Annotated in this window: 15 protein-coding genes and 1 riboswitch; all 15 genes read left to right on the top strand. The window is 53.8% G+C overall.

The annotated features are described in order from the left end of the window. Nucleotides 1-6: 6 nt before the first annotated feature. The 15 genes from PV433_RS27160 (at nucleotide 7) to PV433_RS27090 (ending at nucleotide 16,059) form a co-directional block, all read left to right on the top strand. Nucleotides 7-1,260 (top strand): phosphoadenosine phosphosulfate reductase domain-containing protein, encoded by a 1,254-nt coding sequence (locus PV433_RS27160; RefSeq protein ID WP_332075160.1) that lies wholly within the window; start codon nucleotides 7-9, stop codon nucleotides 1,258-1,260. Nucleotides 1,261-1,271: 11 nt separating this feature from the next. Then, on the top strand, nucleotides 1,272-3,302 hold the full coding sequence (locus tag PV433_RS27155; RefSeq protein ID WP_332075159.1) for a DNA cytosine methyltransferase: 2,031 nt from the start codon (nucleotides 1,272-1,274) through the stop codon (nucleotides 3,300-3,302). A gap of 10 nt (nucleotides 3,303-3,312) precedes the next feature. Further along, a complete protein-coding gene (locus PV433_RS27150) occupies nucleotides 3,313-5,814 on the top strand; it encodes a DNA methyltransferase (protein ID WP_332075158.1) in 2,502 nt (833 codons plus the stop codon). Between the two features lie 514 nt (nucleotides 5,815-6,328). Continuing rightward, nucleotides 6,329-6,910, top strand: coding sequence for a hypothetical protein (locus tag PV433_RS27145; protein ID WP_332075157.1), 582 nt, complete (start codon nucleotides 6,329-6,331; stop codon nucleotides 6,908-6,910). 26 nt (nucleotides 6,911-6,936) lie between these two features. Further along, nucleotides 6,937-7,968: a hypothetical protein gene (locus tag PV433_RS27140; protein ID WP_332075156.1), complete on the top strand. Its 1,032-nt coding sequence runs from the start codon at nucleotides 6,937-6,939 to the stop codon at nucleotides 7,966-7,968. After that, the gene (locus PV433_RS27135; protein ID WP_332075155.1) at nucleotides 7,965-8,756 is read left to right on the top strand and encodes an MmcB family DNA repair protein; all 792 of its coding nucleotides are present in this window, start codon (nucleotides 7,965-7,967) and stop codon (nucleotides 8,754-8,756) included. The genes PV433_RS27140 and PV433_RS27135 overlap by 4 nt, the downstream gene beginning before the upstream one ends. Beyond that, nucleotides 8,753-9,205: a hypothetical protein gene (locus tag PV433_RS27130; protein ID WP_332075154.1), complete on the top strand. Its 453-nt coding sequence runs from the start codon at nucleotides 8,753-8,755 to the stop codon at nucleotides 9,203-9,205. The genes PV433_RS27135 and PV433_RS27130 overlap by 4 nt, the downstream gene beginning before the upstream one ends. 24 nt (nucleotides 9,206-9,229) lie before the next feature. Further along, complete coding sequence (locus PV433_RS27125) at nucleotides 9,230-9,967, top strand: putative metallopeptidase (RefSeq protein ID WP_332075153.1); 738 nt, start codon at nucleotides 9,230-9,232, stop codon at nucleotides 9,965-9,967. Nucleotides 9,968-10,023: 56 nt separating this feature from the next. Beyond that, nucleotides 10,024-10,401: a hypothetical protein gene (locus PV433_RS27120; protein WP_332075152.1), complete on the top strand. Its 378-nt coding sequence runs from the start codon at nucleotides 10,024-10,026 to the stop codon at nucleotides 10,399-10,401. Further along, a complete protein-coding gene (locus tag PV433_RS27115; protein ID WP_332075151.1) occupies nucleotides 10,398-11,012 on the top strand; it encodes a dUTP diphosphatase in 615 nt (204 codons plus the stop codon). Before PV433_RS27120 ends, PV433_RS27115 begins: the two co-directional genes overlap by 4 nt. A 59-nt stretch (nucleotides 11,013-11,071) precedes the next feature. Continuing rightward, nucleotides 11,072-11,530 (top strand): ArpU family phage packaging/lysis transcriptional regulator, encoded by a 459-nt coding sequence (locus PV433_RS27110; protein WP_332075240.1) that lies wholly within the window; start codon nucleotides 11,072-11,074, stop codon nucleotides 11,528-11,530. A 24-nt stretch (nucleotides 11,531-11,554) separates the two neighbouring features. Next, the gene (locus tag PV433_RS27105) at nucleotides 11,555-11,749 is read left to right on the top strand and encodes a helix-turn-helix domain-containing protein (protein WP_332075238.1); all 195 of its coding nucleotides are present in this window, start codon (nucleotides 11,555-11,557) and stop codon (nucleotides 11,747-11,749) included. A gap of 186 nt (nucleotides 11,750-11,935) precedes the next feature. Then, nucleotides 11,936-12,061, top strand: a riboswitch (SAM riboswitch). A gap of 212 nt (nucleotides 12,062-12,273) precedes the next feature. Then, nucleotides 12,274-13,230, top strand: coding sequence for a homoserine O-acetyltransferase MetA (gene metA, locus PV433_RS27100; protein ID WP_332075150.1), 957 nt, complete (start codon nucleotides 12,274-12,276; stop codon nucleotides 13,228-13,230). Between the two features lie 171 nt (nucleotides 13,231-13,401). Beyond that, nucleotides 13,402-14,556: an aminotransferase class I/II-fold pyridoxal phosphate-dependent enzyme gene (locus tag PV433_RS27095; RefSeq protein ID WP_332075149.1), complete on the top strand. Its 1,155-nt coding sequence runs from the start codon at nucleotides 13,402-13,404 to the stop codon at nucleotides 14,554-14,556. Between the two features lie 138 nt (nucleotides 14,557-14,694). Next, a complete protein-coding gene (locus tag PV433_RS27090; RefSeq protein ID WP_332075148.1) occupies nucleotides 14,695-16,059 on the top strand; it encodes an EAL domain-containing protein in 1,365 nt (454 codons plus the stop codon). Nucleotides 16,060-16,162: the final 103 nt, after the last annotated feature.

Below are 16,162 nucleotides of genomic sequence, written 5' to 3'. Positions count from 1 at the left end.
AGGGCTTTGAACTTGCAAACGAAAGTAATGCTCACCGTATCCGAAATCGTAGAACTATACCTTGACCAGGAAACGGAAGGGCAGCCGTGGGCTTTGGCTTGGTCCGGCGGAAAAGACAGCACTACCGTACTGGCGCTAGTATGTCGAGCCCTGCAAATGATACCGGCAGTGAAGCGGACCAGAGATATTCGGGTCGTTATGTCGGACACCAAGATGGAGAATCCGATTCTTGAGGAGTACATGCACCGTCAGGTAGACGCAGTCAACGATTGGGCCTATAGTGCGGGAATGCCGATAGAGGTACGAGTCGTGTCTCGGGAAGATTCGAAAAGCTTTTTTGTTGGGATTATTGGTAAGGGATGGACACTGCCGAACAATGGTGATGATCGGTATTGCACACATCACTTAAAGATTGATCCACAGAATAAAGCGGTCGAAGACATCAATCCTTGCCTGTTGTTAATCGGAACTCGTACTGATGAATCAGCCCGCCGGTCCGGAACTATCGAAAAGTACAGGGATGGAAAGGGAAGCCGGTTCAGCACGAGCCCATATAACAAAGGACGTCGCATATACATGCCAATCGTGGAATTTACAACGGATGAAATCTGGCAAGTCCTGCTTAACCCGTTACCGTGGGGCTCTTCGGAGGAAATCCGCAAGCTTTACAAAGATGCCACTGGGGAATGCGCGTTGATCAACCCTAATGGGGCGCAGAAGACGGCGAAATTCTGTGGAGCTCGCTTCGGCTGCTGGGTATGCCCTCCAATCACCAAAGACAAGAGCACCGAGAATATGGCGAAAATATATGACTGGATGAAGCCGTTAACGGAGTGGCGTCAACTCCTAAAGGACGTCCATAACCCGAAGAAGAACCCGCAATTCCGTAGCGGTTACCGCCGAAACCGTACGCCTATGGGCTATGGTAAAGGGTGCCTCGCCATATCGGCGCGAAGATACCTTCTTGAAACGTTGATACAAACTCAGGAGGACGTGAACCGGTTGCGGGTAATGGACTCGAACCCGCTACACCGGGCGCCAATTGAACTCATAAACTCATACGAAATCGGGCTGATCCGGAAGCACTGGGAAGAGGATGCGAAGGAACGGCCGTGGCTGATCGACAACCAAGAGATGGAACCGGGGGACTTTCGAAAGGCTGAAATCCTGATTGCCGAAAAGATGGACCGGAAGCGCGAAAAGAGGAGAGAAGCTGCAGCATCAGGCATTGTGATGGAGCTTCCGCTAATCACGATATGAAGGGGGAGCCTATGAAAACAGAATGGACAGCAGCGATACTGTTCGGCGGCATTGGCGGGGCGACAGCGGGTCTCGAAGGAGCTCGAGGCGAATACGCCGGCCATGTCGGTCAGTACAAAATTCTATGTTCCATCGACGTCGATCCTGTCGCCTGCCACAATCACGACCTAATCACAGGCACGGAAACGGCCGTACAGATGGATCTATTCGACCGCAAGCAGTACGTCGACTTCTTCGGTAAACAGCCGCCAGAAAGCTGGCAGGAGGCTACGACAGCAGACATGTGGCAGGCGTTTCAAGAACAAGTTCCCGACACACTCTTTACTTCGCCACCTTGCAAAGGTTTCAGCGGGCTTCTACCGGAAAAGTCGGCCAAGACAAGCAAGTACCAGGCTCTGAACCGTCTGACTATCCGCGGACTGAAGCTGGCGCTCGACACCTGCCTCGAGTACGGTGACGATCTTCCCCGGGTGATCTTAATGGAGAACGTACCCCGGATCAAATCGCGCGGAAAGAAGATTCTGGACGAGATCAAATACTTGCTGAAAGGATACGGCTTCGCAGTTCACGATGCCGATCACGACTGCGGGGAGCTCGGCGGGCTCGGGCAGCACCGGAAGAGGTATCTATTGATTGCGCGGAACGAACGGAAAATGAACAGCTTCGTATACCGTCCGGCCATCAAGCCGCTGAAGACAATCGGTCAAGTGCTGGGACGCCTACCGATGCCGGGAGACACGGTGAACGGCGGTCCGCTGCACCGGCTCCCGCGACTGGAATGGAAAACGTGGGTACGTCTTGCGTTGATTCCAGCAGGTGGCGACTGGCGGGATCTGAATAAAGTCGATTGGGAGAATTACCGCATTGTACATGAGCCGCGGCGCGGCGCCTTCGAAGTCGCTCCATGGGAAGAACCGACCCGGGCAGTTACGAGCACGGCGGGGCCGGGGCGGTCGAATGGTGTGACGGCGGTATCCGATCCAAGGCTAGAAATCAACGGTGACGGCAAAACGAATCTCTATCGCATCCAGCGGGACGACGAACCTGCAGCATGCATTACCGGAGCGGTCGGGCCGAGCAACGGAGCTGCATGCATTAATGATCCGCGTTTGAAAGAGCGGGAGGGGCGACACCCGGGAGTGTACCGGATCATCCGGACAGATGAACCAGCTGCTTGTATCACTGGAACGCGATTCGGCAGCGGAGCAATAGCAATTGCTGATCCTCGGGTAAATACGGAACTGATGCCGGACAGCTACGGCATCCAAGATTGGGACAATTCAGCCAAGACCGTACGATCTGCCTCCCGAATCATGCAATCAGCGAGTAGTATTGCGGACCCGAGGCTTAACGACCGGGACGGCCAGCGGCGTAGTAATGGATACCCGGTACGGTCATGGGACGGCCAGGCTTATACGATAACTGGCGAAGATTCACTCGGTAGCGGAGGGCAATCAATCAGCGATCCACGAATCTCCGATCGGCCCGGACGTTACACGGACCAGTACCGAATGCAATCGACCGATGCCCCCGCAGCTACGGTAACGGGAGTAACGGATGTTCAGAGCGGGGCGCAGTTGATCGCCGATGCTCGACTAGGGTGCGAACCGCGCTCCGGCACATATGGCGTCCAAAGCTGGGAGGAGCCGGCGAAGACGGTAACGGCCAGCGGGGATGTTCATTCCGGGACAGCAGCAATTGCCGACCCCCGACCGGTGCCCGAGGATGCCGACCGCGGCGTCTGGACGATCATTGCGGAGGACGGAACCTGGCACAGGCCGCTCACGACGTACGAGCTCGCGATGCTTCAGGACTTCCCGGTGACGCTTCCGGACGGCAGGCCGTTCCAGTTGGAGCAATGCGCCGACGCTAAGGCGCGGGAATATATCGGAAACGCGGTGCCCCGGGCGGCTGCCGCAGCAATGGGCAGTGTGATTCTTACGGCCATGATGGCATCGTACATCGGGGATTTCCATATGGATTGGGCCGAGGTATGGGTGGCTCCAGAAGACGAGCATCGGTCGCCAGCGGTGCTACATTGAGGAGGTCGACATGAGCGAATACCTGCGATTCCTCAAAAGTAAGATCGTAACGGCTCCAGAAACCGGGTTTGTAGTCGATCCCAAGGATGTGCATCCAGCTCTAAAGCCCCATCAGCGGGACGCAGTATGCTGGGCGGTGCAGGGTGGTCGGCGAGCACTGTTCGAATCCTTCGGACTCGGCAAGAGTGTGCAGGCTCTCGAGTATTGCCGTTTGGTGACGACGCGAGTGGGAGGAAAAGCCCTTATTGTTATGCCGCTTGGCGTCAAAGGCGAGTTCCAGCGTGACGCGGTCGATATACTCGGCTTAGCAAAGCCGGAGTACGTCCGGACAATGGCAGAGACGGAAACGGCCGAGGGGCCGATCCTCTTGACCAACTACGAGCGCGTGCGGGATGGCGACATCGACCCGGCATACTTTACAGCTACGGTACTGGATGAGGCCAGCGTGCTCCGGAGCTACGGCAGCAAGACCTACCAGACGTTTCTGGATAAATTCCGGAATGTGGCCTATAAGCTCGTATGCACGGCGACACCATCGCCCAACAAGTACAAAGAGCTGATCCATTATGCCGGCTACCTCGAGGTCATGGACACGGGCCAGGCGCTCACGCGGTTTTTCCAGCGAGACAGCACCAAGGCCAACAACCTGACGCTTTACCCGCATAAGGAGCAGGAGTTCTGGCTATGGGTTTCCACCTGGGCATTGTTTATTACCAAGCCGAGCGACCTTGGATACGACGACGCTGGATATGATTTGCCGGAATTGGACGTCCGCTATCATAAACTGACGATCGACGATCAGACGCTCGAGATGGAACGCGACGGCCAACTGCTGCTATTCCGAAACGCCGCGGCCGGACTCAAGGACGCAGCCCGGGAAAAGCGCGAGAGCATCGCGGTGCGCGTCGCCAAGGCCCGGGAGATCGTGGAATCCAATCCGGAGGATCACTTTATCCTATGGCACGACCTCGAGGACGAAAGGCACGCAATCAAGGCTGCGGTACCCGATGTCATGGACATTTACGGCAGCCAAGACCTCGAACTCCGAGAGCAGCGCGTCAAGGATTTCGCGGATGGCAGGATCAAGCGGTTTGCGACGAAAAAGGAGTTATCCGGATCTGGATGCAACTTTCAGCGGCACTGTCACAGGGCAATTTTTGTCGGGATCGATTATCAATTCAATGATTTCATCCAGGCTATTCACCGAATATATCGGTTTCTCCAGACGAAACAGGTCATCATTGACGTGATCTACATGGAGAGCGAGCAGGAGATTTTGCAGACGTTGCTGCAGAAGTGGGAGCAACACAACCATCTAACCGAACAAATGATCGCAATCATCAAAAAATACGGATTGTCAAGCTCATCGGTAATCGATAAGCTGGCCCGTACAATCGGGGTGGAGCGTGTGAAGATCGAGACAGAGCACTATACGGCCGTCAACAATGATTGTGTACTGGAGACGGCGAGCATGCCGGACAACAGCATTGATCTCATCCATACGTCGATCCCGTTCAGCAATCATTATGAATATACGCCGAGCTACAACGATTTTGGCCATAACGAGGATACGGTCCGATTTTTCGAGCAGATGGACTTTTTAACGCCGCAGCTGCTGCGCATCCTTCGACCTGGCAGAGTCGCAGCGATTCACGTCAAGGACCGGGTGCTGTTCGGAAATGCGACGGGTACCGGCATGCCGACGATCGAGCCGTTTCATGCGATGTGCATCAGTCACTATACACGGCACGGCTTCCAGTACTTCGGCATGATTACGGTTGTCACGGATGTGGTGCGAGAAAACAACCAGACCTACCGGCTCGGGTGGAGCGAGCAATGTAAGGACGGCACCAAGATGGGCGTCGGATGCCCGGAGTATATTCTCCTGTTTCGTAAGCTGCCGAGCGACACGAGCCGGGCATACGCCGATAACCCGGTCAGCAAGACCAAAGAGCAATACACTCGGGCGCAATGGCAAATTGATGCGCACGGGTACTGGCGAAGCTCGGGCGATCGTCTGTTGACCAAAGATGAGCTCGCGGCCACACCAGTCAACAAGCTGCAGGCTGCTTATCGCAAATACAGCGGCGGAACGGTCTACAACTATCAGGATCATGTCAACCTCGCCAAAAAGCTTGATGTGGACGGCAAATTGCCGGCGACGTTCATGGTGGTCGCCCCCGGATCTTGGACAGATGACGTATGGGACGACATCAACCGAATGCGGACACTCAACACAACGCAAAGCCAGCGCCGGCAACAAATGCACGTTTGCCCTCTGCAACTGGACATTGTCGAGCGGATTATCAATCGGTACAGCAATCCAGGGGACGTTGTGCTTGATCCGTTTGGAGGGCTAATGACGGTCCCGATGCAAGCTGTCAAGATGGGGCGCCGCGGGTATGGAATTGAGCTAAACACGGATTACTTCCGCGATGGAGTCGGATATTTAAAATCGGCGGTAGCGCAAGTAGGCATGCCAACCCTGTTCGATTTTGAAGCAGTCCAATGAACCTCGACGACGAACTTTACCTGATTGCAACGGACATGGCGCTTGATTTAGATATCCGCTATGCAGCGGCCAGGCAATTACAGCAAAAGCGAATGTTGCAGGATCGGATGCCGAAGAAGCGGGCGCCCGTTCCAAGAGAGCGAAACATCCCGCTCGACACGCTGATAGTTTTGCGTCGAACGAAGGAACGGCGTAGGAAAGGAGTAGGCCAATGAAAGAAATATGCAAATATCCAGACTGTCGGTTTCGTGCGACAAAGACGTGGGCACTCGTGCCAGTATGCGGCGCTCATCAAGCGAATATCTGGTGGGAAACAGTCCGCTATTACGAGAAACGTATAGTTCAATCTGAGCGTGTGCATTACAGCAAGATTCAGCATTTAACGCCTTGGGGTAGAAAGTGATTCGACCATATAAATAAACGCAGCAGACGCCAAATTCGGCGGTCTGAGGGGCCGTTACATCCATTTAGGGGAACGTCAGTTCCTGTATATAAAAGTTGAGAGGTGAGAGTTTTGAGATTCGTCGGTATTGACCCTGCGACCCGGACCGGGGTCGTTGCACTGGATGAAGCCGGAAACGTCGTGCTTGAGGTTGAACTGAAAGGTGCAGGCAAGGCAGAAAAGGGCGGGCTCACGATTGAACAACTCGTATCGCTCGAAAATCAACTGTATAAGCTGCTCAAGCCTGGTGACGAGATCGCGATCGAGCAGGCAGCAGCAGGCACGCAGAAGGGGATAACAACCGGGATGATTCACGGCGGATTGCGGTCGATGATTCATCGTAAAGGGTTGGCCTTTAACGAGGTCAACCCGACGTGGACCAAAAAATACGTCGGCGTTTCTGGATGGACTAAAGAAGAAGGGAAAAGCCGGCCGTTGAAAGACAAAGAAAAGAAAGAGGCAATGAAAGCCGCTACCCTCGAACATTTCGGCTATACGCACAAAAGCGACAACGTCGTGGATGCTTACATCATCGCCAGGATCGCATGGAACCTGTTCAGGCGCAGAGAGTTGCGGCAAGAGGTAGATCGGCAGCCCTATCAGCTCGAGGTTGTGCGCGAGATATTGGAAAAGAGGGAGGCGGCGGAAGCGTGAGTCTTGAATTTCGGTTTAAAACACTCATGGATGAACTGGAGCGCTACAAGCTCGCGGCCGAACAAAAGATTAAGTCGCTTGAGAGCGCGAGCGACATTCAAAAAATAGAACGATTCTCTTCGCTGCACCTGAAAGGGGTTCAGATCAGCAGGTATCAGTCTAGCTCGTACTACGACAGCAACATCTACGTTCGAATTGACGTGGATCGCATGACGCAGGAACTGATCGAAAAGGACTCGACCATCGTCAAAGGGATGAACCGTGCGCATTACGGATCATATTGGACCATTCCAATTAAAGAATCGCGGGAGGCGGATGACAAGGCAACGTTTGAGCATTTCTTGTCCCGACTCACAGAGTTCGACCAGCCAACACATGAAGAAAACCTGCGCAAAAAAGCGACCAACACCAAGACTGAGCAAAGTCTGATGTCGCTGCTCTACCGGATCGGACTGCAAACCAAGTTTACGGGTTACTCATCCAAGCGTTCCACCCGACAGACCGAGCAAGCGTACAATTATCCGTCCGAAATCCGTGGGCAGATCCCGACTCATTACGATGAGAATGCGATTGAGTCGCAGAAAAATTTGCTGCTTAAGCAATTTGGAGACATATACAACAAGGAGTTATCCAAGGTCCGAGAGGAGCGCCAGAAAAAGGAGCGTGAGGAAGCGGATCGGCTTGCAAACAAAAAACTCGCGCTGCTGCTTGCCAAGTACGATCTTTCACTTGAGAGCGAATGGTCGGATGTGCTGGATGCGATCATCGAGCGCAACAAATACCTGCGACTCGGCCATTATCTGGATCGGAATAGGGCTGACTGGAATGATGGCGATTGGTACGCACGGCGCGGACTCGATGGATTTGAGATCGAGACAGAGATCGATCAGAAAATATACAACAACATCAGCCAGCATTGCGGAGAGGGCTGGGGTTTTGACGGACGGATTTTCCGGGATTGCAAGTTCAATTATGATGTGCTGTTTGCCATGGCGGCGGAGCAGGACGCCGGTCTATACAGCGATTATGAAACGGTTAGGGAGATGGTTGGGGATTGAAACAACAAAAAATCCGCGCTGACCATCTCAAGCAAGCCCTATCCATCCGGCACAAAGACGATTTTTTCCTGACTGAGTGCAAGACCGGCCCGACTCACATCAACAACGAGCTGCTGATCTTCGACGCTCTCGCAATCAAAAAGAGTTGGGCGAATCCTTGCATCAGCGGTTACGAAGTCAAGGTGAGCCGAAGCGACTTCCAGCGGGACAACAAATGGCCGGGCTATCTCGCATACTGCAATCAATTCAGTTTTGTTTGCCCGACCGGGCTGATCGCTGCCGATGAGCTACCGCCGGAGGTCGGACTGATCTACTACAACCCGGAGAAGCAGAGCATGGTCACCAAACGAAAGGCGCTATATCGGAAAATACCGATCCCGGTGGAGTTGCTGCAATACGTCATCATGAGCCGACTGGAGAGCGACAGGCACCCGTTTTTCAGCAGCCGCAGGGAGTATTTCGAGCGGCTGCGCGAAGATGAGTCAGAGCGCAAGAGCATCGGCTATTGGGTGGCTGGGCAGACCGGCGCGCTCATCAAGGAGTTGCAGGATGAGATTGTCACGCTCCAAAACAAACTCCGACGGGCCGAAAACGACAAAGTGTTTGAGGGTGATGTCAAAGAGATCATGCTGCAATGCGGCATACCCACGACATACGGCTGGCAGAACCGCCTGCGTGAGCGCCTGACAGCGGGAGTGGCTGGGGACATATCCAAAGAGGTCAAGTATATGCGGCTGTCGCTGGAACGATTGGAGCGTCTGGCCGGGTCCGGAACGGAGGCGACATGACCCAAATCATGATCGATTTCCGTCAATACGGTCCGTGGATCGTGACTCATAAAGGAGATCGTGCATGTCGGTATCTAGCCGATCGACACTACAGCAGGCAGACGCCGGGCTCCAACCAATTCTGCCGACCTGGTGAAAATTTGGTGTTGCGTACGGCTCCCGGCGATGCTCTTTGGGTGACGTGGTCCGGCATTCGTGATGATGGTCTGCAGGCGTGGGAATGCACGCATTTTCGCAACGAGTCGAATCATCTCAGCAGTGACATGATCCGCGCGGCTGTGACGGCGACGATCGAAAAATGGGGCGTGCCGCCGAAAGACGGACTTATCACATATGTTGATGCCAGCAAAATCAAGAGTACGAATCCAGGTTGTTGCTTCAAAGCTGCTGGATGGCGGCATATCGGGGAGAGTAAACGCCGCGGCTTGACTCTGCTGCAGCTTAAATAAAGAAATCAAAGGAGACGATTCATTATGGCCAGAGCACCGAAAAAAGAAAAATTCTTCAGTCACGCGCCGGAGGAGGTTGTTGCGCTGCTGGATGAGGTTGTCGAGGCGAATCACAACCATCTCAAAGATACAGAGTTTTTGGTCCTGATGCGGCACGGCGGGTGGCAGTCCAAGGGCAAGCACGTATTCGTCAAATCCAAGGTTATCGGCGCCGATATGCGGCTCACGCTTGCCAAAGACGCTGCCATCCATCTCAACGCCGATATGTGGGCCGCAATGTCCAAGCCGCAGCGCAAGTATATTATCGATCATGCGCTGTATGCGTTGGATACAGCCACGACAAAGGACGGCGACGTCAAGACCGCAGCAGACGGCCGGCCGGTGCTCACGACAGCCACGTATGACATTGAGGCCTACGTCGACGTCGTTAAGCGACACGGCATCATCATGGAGGATGTGAAGCGGCTGGCGAAAGCAATGACGGAAGGCAAACAGCTCACGCTCGATGAGGCGCTGAGATTCGAGGCCAACGAGAAGGCAGCTGATCAATTCCGTGAAAAAGTCAAGGAAGCTGAAACGGAAGGCGACTCCCCTCAGGACCAGCGGACGAGTGATGATGTAGATCCGGACTCTGTCGAACCAGAGGAACGCTACGGGGAAGAACTCTCGGTCACCGGCGATGACGACGATCCGATGCGTGGCGTGGACGATGACGGACAGATTCCGGAAATGACCCACCCTGACGACAGCTTGCCGTTCTAATTACTGATAAATCAAAATCCCCGGGGCCGCGCGCCCCGGACTGGAGGGGTCTTACTATGCCGGCATTAACGGCCAATCAACAAAAGACGCTTGATTTTATCCGAGATTTCATCGGCAAGCATAACTATTCCCCGACGTTCGACGAGATCGCAAGAGGCATCGGGTTAAGATCTCGATCCGTCGTTTATGAGCGCCTGCTCCGACTGCAGGATAAGGGTCTGGTCGACTGGGATACGGGAGCGTCGCGTACGATTCGCCTTATCGGCGAGGACAATCAGCCCAAATATACGGTTCGTCGAGAAGCTGGCTTGGCGATATCAATCGATTACAACGGCAAAGCCGTGCTGCAGCTCGCACCCAGTTCGCGGAATCAACTGGAAGTAGATAGGATCGTGAGCCAATTAAATCAAAACCTTGGGGGTAAGCCGGCATGAGTGTAACGTTGGAGCAGCTGTACGAAAAGCAGAAGGAGCTGGACGCCCGAATCATTCGGGAGAAGGGGCTCGAAGGCGTCGATCTGCTGCCGAACACGGTGCTGGCGCTGCAAGTGGAGATCGGCGAGTTGGCGAATGAGTGGCGCGGGTTTAAGCATTGGAGCAATGATCGGGAGCCGCGAACAAGCGTGAAAACCTGCTTGGCTTGCTCCGGTATCGATGTGCCAGATGTCTTCGGATTATGTCCAATTTGCAATAGCGAGAACCCGATGCTCACGGAATACGTCGACTGCTTGCATTTCTTCCTTTCGATAGCCCGGCAACTTGATTTGCCTGCGGATGATCTGTATGCCTGGGAGGACATAGCAGAAGGGAATACGACAATACTCTTCTCCGAATTGCTGCATAACGTCGGGTTAATCCATGCCGACAATATGCTTGAAATCCCCATAAAGGACGTAAAAAACTACAGGCGGGAACATTTCAAAGCGGCATTGTTCATCTTTTATGCCCTGGGCGAACAGCGACTCGGATTCGACTTTGATCAGATCGCAGCAGCCTACCTTGATAAAAACAAGACCAATCACGAGCGTCAAGCAAACGGGTACTGAACGGCCGCCCCGGTTCTCCGGGGCTTATCCCAGCAGGAAGGGGAGAACTCGAAGTGCAAATGAATCTGGGCATTGACTTTTTGCCAGAGCTTGATCGCAGGAAGACCCAGGCGGCTGTCGAGTCTGTCCTGGATAATTACAGGGTAGCCAAATACTTGGCTTATGAAGAAAAAGAAGCGTCAACGACGCAAAGTTACGCTGACTTTGTGCCGAGTCCAACGAATGTGACCAGTGATCAGACGGCTAAAATCGCAATTCACAATGTCGACATACAAAAACAGCGAAGAATGTATTGCGAACGAATCGAGCGAGCGGTCAGTCGGTTACATCCAAAAGAGAGACTGTTGATCACTGAACGATACATGAAAGAAGACTTTAATGGGGAGTACGTAAAGGATTATCAGGTTTACAATTTTAAATTTAACCCCCCGATCAGCAAGGACACATATACCAAAATACGTTGGAAAGCATTTTACAAACTTGCATTGATCTTGGATATAGCAGTACCAAAATCATAACAACGGTGAAAGTTGGTGGAAGATATGAATTTTTCCGAGCTGCTGGCTGAGTACCCACCAGTTCTCGATGTGGAGGATGTTGGTAAAATACTCAGGATTGGTCGCGCCGCTGCATACAGGGCTATGAATGATCCTAACCTCGGAGCGATCAAGATTGGTGGATCACTACGAGTAACAAAGACAAATCTTGTTAAATATCTCGAAAAATCAAGTTCCTAGACATCCATGTCTAGGCTTCTTCTTGGTCACGGATTGGTCACGGAGGCACGTAAAATCATGAATTAAAATTGGATGTCCACTGAAAAAACTAATAACACCATGATAAAAACTTATCCGATGCTCACCCAGGTTCAACTTGACTTTTGATGAATATCGGGTAATATTAGATACAATTAAATATTTCTTTTCTTATCAAGAGTAGGTGGAGGGACCAGCCCTATGAAGCCCGGCAACCGACAGATCCGTCAGCAGACGGGGACGCACGGTGCTAATTCTTGCGGGAACATGTTTGATGTTTCTGGGAGATGAGAGAGGACATGCGAGCACTTGCGAAACGGTGGCCTTTCTTCATCACGAAGAAAGGCCTTTTTATCGTTGCGAGAAAGCAATCTTTGCCAAGCCGGATGGCGAGGAATTACGCTTTTACCGACGATCCGGATCTTTCGCAAAACATCGACCATTGCTGCTTCGTTCACCCGTCTCTCGATCGGAAGTTACTTACTATTCATGAAGGAGTGATCGGAATGCCCATCAAAATACCTGACCATCTGCCGGCTAAAGAAGTGCTGATCGAGGAGAACATATTCGTGATGGACGAAAGCGTGGCGTTTCAGCAGGACATCCGGCCATTGAAAATAGCGATACTCAATCTGATGCCGACGAAGGAGACGACCGAAACGCAAATTTTGCGGTTGATCGGCAACACGCCGCTCCAGGTCGAATTCGTTCTGCTGCATCCGAAAACCCATACATCCAAAAATACGAGCGCCGAACATCTCGAGACGTTTTACAAAACGTTCGACGACGTGAAGGGCGATTACTTCGACGGCATGATTATTACCGGCGCGCCGGTCGAGCAGCTTGATTTCGAAGAGGTGAACTACTGGTCCGAGCTGCAGCAAATTATGGAATGGACCAAGACGAACGTCACTTCGACCATGTATATTTGTTGGGCTTCGCAAGCCGGGTTGTACCACCATTTCGGGGTGCCGAAATATCCGGTCGACCACAAGGTGTTCGGTGTTTTCCCGCATACGACCAGTACGAAACATGTGAAGCTGCTGCGCGGCTTCGACGAGCTGTTTTTCGTACCGCAATCGCGCCATACGGAAGTGCGCAAGGAAGATATCGAGAAGGTGCCGGAGCTGGATATTTTGTCCGAATCGGAGGAAGCGGGCATTTATCTGGTCGCGACCAAAGACGGCAAACATATTTTTGTAACGGGCCATTCCGAATACGACTCCTGTACGTTAAAATGGGAGTATGACCGCGACGTGGCCAAAGGGCTGGAGATCGAGGTGCCTAGAAACTATTTCCCGAAAGACGATCCGACGCGCGAACCGCTGGTCACCTGGAGAGCTCATGCCAACCTGCTGTTCTCGAACTGGCTCAACTACTACGTGTACCAGGAAACGCCGTATGACCTGAGCGCGCTCCAAGGCCGACATTCGGACGAGGAACGGATCGCTTCCCGGGCCTAAGCCGAGAGCGGACGCACCGAACGAACGGAACAACCCAACCAGAAGTAAGCCTCGCCGGCTTGGCATATAGCTGTGCCGCAACAGACGGCGCGAACGAGACGGAACTGGGATACCCCGGAACCGCCTCTCTTTTGCCCATAATTCCCATTATGCCTAGGAGGATAATAGAGTATGAAAATAGAAAGCGTTTTGGCTCAAATCGGCTCGTTGTCGGAGCCTGGAACCGGTGCCGTCAGCTTCCCGATTTATCAGGCGACCGCGTTCCGCCACCCGCGTCTGGGACAAAGCACGGGCTTTGATTACTCGCGTTCGAAAAACCCGACCCGGGCCGTGCTGGAGCAAGCGATCGCGGAGCTGGAGCAGGGAGACGCCGGCTTTGCCTGTTCCAGCGGGATGGCCGCGCTGCAAACCGTATTCGCCTTGTTCAGCCAAGGCGACCATCTGATCGTATCGCTCGACCTGTATGGAGGTACATACCGGCTCATCGAGAAGGTGATGGGGCGGTTCGGCGTGACCGCCACCTATGTGGATACGAACGACCTGGATGCACTGGAAAGCGCCAGCCGGCCGAATACGAAGGCGGTGCTGATCGAGACCCCGACCAATCCGCTTATGATGATTACCGATCTGGAGAAAGTGTGCGGCTGGGCGAAAGCCAAAGGGTATATCGCGATCGTCGACAATACGCTGCTTACGCCGTTTTTCCAGCGTCCGATCGAGCTGGGGGCGGATATTATCGTGCACAGCGCGACCAAATATTTGGGCGGGCACAATGACGTGCTGGCCGGTCTGATCGTCACCAAGGGCAAGGAGCTGTCCGAGCAAGTGGCGTTCCTGCATAACTCGATTGGGGCGGTGCTCAACCCGCAGGATTCGTGGCTGCTCATGCGCGGCATGAAGACGCTGGCGCTTCGGATGGAGCGCCATCAATACAACGCGACGAAGATCGCCGAGTTTTTGCAGGCTCATCCGATGGTCGAGCAGGTGTACTACCCGGCTTTGCCGTCGCATCCCGGCTATGAAGTTCAAAGCAGACAGTCCAGCGGCAATACCGGCATTTTTTCGTTCCGGATGAAGGATGCCCGGACGATCGAGCCGATTTTGCGCCATATCCGGCTGATCGCTTTCGCGGAAAGTTTGGGCGGAGTCGAATCGCTGATGACGTATCCGGCCGTGCAGACCCATGCGGACATCCCTGAAGAAATCCGCAGACAAGTCGGCGTGGACGACCGGCTTCTCCGCTTCTCCGTGGGCATCGAGCATGTGGACGATCTGATCGGGGATTTGGCGAATGCGTTCGATGCGGCCAAGGCCGAGCTTGTGTAAATTGTAGACCGGAGGGGCCCGTGGATCGGGCTCCTTTTTTGGTCCGGTTACGGCCTGTATTTCGCCGAAATTGTGTGGTAATATGTCAGTATTGTACCCATCGACCGGTATTTTGCGATCAACCATTTGGGGGTTCCCATGGCCTTCGTGCACAATGTTAAGCAGCATCTCAAAGCCGCACTCCGTCTGCCGCTGCCCGATCGGCTGTTGAAATATTTCCCCCCGTCATTCACCGTCAGGGACCCGGTATTGTCGCTGGTAAGCGGAGCCCGCCGCAAAAACAAAAGGTGTGCGCTGATCCTCGTGAAGCTTGAAGGCGCCCTGCCGATTTTGGAGACGGTATCCACCGAGTGGTTCCGCACTTTGCAGCAAGCCGTCCAGCACACGATGATTACCGTTCTGCCGCTGTTTTTCCGGGAATCGGATATGATCGGCGCGAAGCATTGGCATGACGAGTTTCTGCTGTTCGTCCAGCTGCCGGATTCGGTTCAGCAAGACAGCTTGCTTAAAACAACCCGGCAGTTCCGGCTGGAACTGGAGCACCGGATCGGTTCGCTGTACGCGGCGGACGGCGCCTGGAACGGACGAATTCGTCTGGTAGCGGGCTGCATGTTACTTTCCCCGGATATCCCCGATACGGAAACGGCTGTGTCAACGGCCTACCAATACGCATCTTCGGCCGCGAGCGGACGTCTGCCGGAAGATTACGGCGCCACCCGTCTGCAGCTGATCGCGCTGACCCGCGATGAGAATATTCGCGTGCTGGCACAGCCGATTATGAATTTGGAGAACGGCGAAGTCTCCGGGTGGGAATTTTTGACGCGCGGACCGCACGATACGCCTTTTCATTCCCCGGGCGATCTGTTTGAGTACGCCTATCAGGCCGGACTTCTTCCCAGGCTGGAGCAGCTTGTGTTCAAAAAGGTGTTTCAGGAACTGACGCGCAGAGCGCTGAAGGAAACGGTTTTTCTGAATATTACGGCCGTCTCGCTGGGCCAGCGCGCCTTTCTGGACGCTCTGCTGCTCACGCTGGAACAGTATCCGGCAGTCCGGCCCGGACAGATCGTGCTGGAGATTACCGAACGGTATAAAGTTCAGGACTACGACCATCTCTCCGGCCTGGTGCGGGAGTACCGGGCGCTCGGATTCCGGTTTGCCGTGGACGACGCGGGAACGGGGTTTTCCAGTTTACAGTCGATTTCTGAGATTATTCCTGATATGATCAAGATCGACCGTTCGCTGATCCGCGACATCGATACGGTGGCTGTCAAGCAAGTGATGCTGCGTACGATCCTGTACATGGCGGAGCATATTAACTGTCAAGTTATAGCGGAGGGCGTAGAGCGGCAGGAAGAAGCTCACGTTCTGTTCAAGCATAGGGTTGGGATGGGACAAGGCTATTATTTTGCCAAGCCGGCTCCGCTGCAGCACGATTCGGAGCAGCTTCACCTGCAGCGGCTGAAGGAGAAAATCATGACCCAGCGTCAAGTGAGCAGCGCCTGACCTTAACGTCCGACAGGGCAACGGCATAGTCCCCGGATTCCATGGGAGGCGTACTCGGCAAGCCTAACTTCATGGAGACGGGGTTTTTCTTTATAGGATTTGT

It is taken from the genome of Paenibacillus sp. GYB004 (assembly GCF_036577605.1).
Taxonomy (GTDB): Bacteria; Bacillota; Bacilli; order Paenibacillales; family NBRC-103111; genus Paenibacillus_AB; species Paenibacillus_AB oceani.
The sequence above is the reverse complement of the archived record's forward strand: the minus strand, read 5'-3'. Positions and strand labels throughout refer to the sequence as shown.

What these genes read in the sequence shown, in the direction of transcription:
- PV433_RS27155 (WP_332075159.1), top strand. Translation starts at nt 1,272, where the DNA reads ATGAAAACAGAATGGACAGCAGCGATACTGTTCGGCGGCATTGGCGGG.
- PV433_RS27150 (WP_332075158.1), top strand. Translation starts at nt 3,313, where the DNA reads ATGAGCGAATACCTGCGATTCCTCAAAAGTAAGATCGTAACGGCTCCA.
- PV433_RS27140 (WP_332075156.1), top strand. Translation starts at nt 6,937, where the DNA reads ATGGATGAACTGGAGCGCTACAAGCTCGCGGCCGAACAAAAGATTAAG.
- PV433_RS27130 (WP_332075154.1), top strand. Translation starts at nt 8,753, where the DNA reads ATGACCCAAATCATGATCGATTTCCGTCAATACGGTCCGTGGATCGTG.
- PV433_RS27125 (WP_332075153.1), top strand. Translation starts at nt 9,230, where the DNA reads ATGGCCAGAGCACCGAAAAAAGAAAAATTCTTCAGTCACGCGCCGGAG.
- PV433_RS27120 (WP_332075152.1), top strand. Translation starts at nt 10,024, where the DNA reads ATGCCGGCATTAACGGCCAATCAACAAAAGACGCTTGATTTTATCCGA.
- PV433_RS27115 (WP_332075151.1), top strand. Translation starts at nt 10,398, where the DNA reads ATGAGTGTAACGTTGGAGCAGCTGTACGAAAAGCAGAAGGAGCTGGAC.
- PV433_RS27110 (WP_332075240.1), top strand. Translation starts at nt 11,072, where the DNA reads ATGAATCTGGGCATTGACTTTTTGCCAGAGCTTGATCGCAGGAAGACC.
- PV433_RS27105 (WP_332075238.1), top strand. Translation starts at nt 11,555, where the DNA reads ATGAATTTTTCCGAGCTGCTGGCTGAGTACCCACCAGTTCTCGATGTG.
- metA (WP_332075150.1), top strand. Translation starts at nt 12,274, where the DNA reads ATGCCCATCAAAATACCTGACCATCTGCCGGCTAAAGAAGTGCTGATC.
- PV433_RS27095 (WP_332075149.1), top strand. Translation starts at nt 13,402, where the DNA reads ATGAAAATAGAAAGCGTTTTGGCTCAAATCGGCTCGTTGTCGGAGCCT.
- PV433_RS27090 (WP_332075148.1), top strand. Translation starts at nt 14,695, where the DNA reads ATGGCCTTCGTGCACAATGTTAAGCAGCATCTCAAAGCCGCACTCCGT.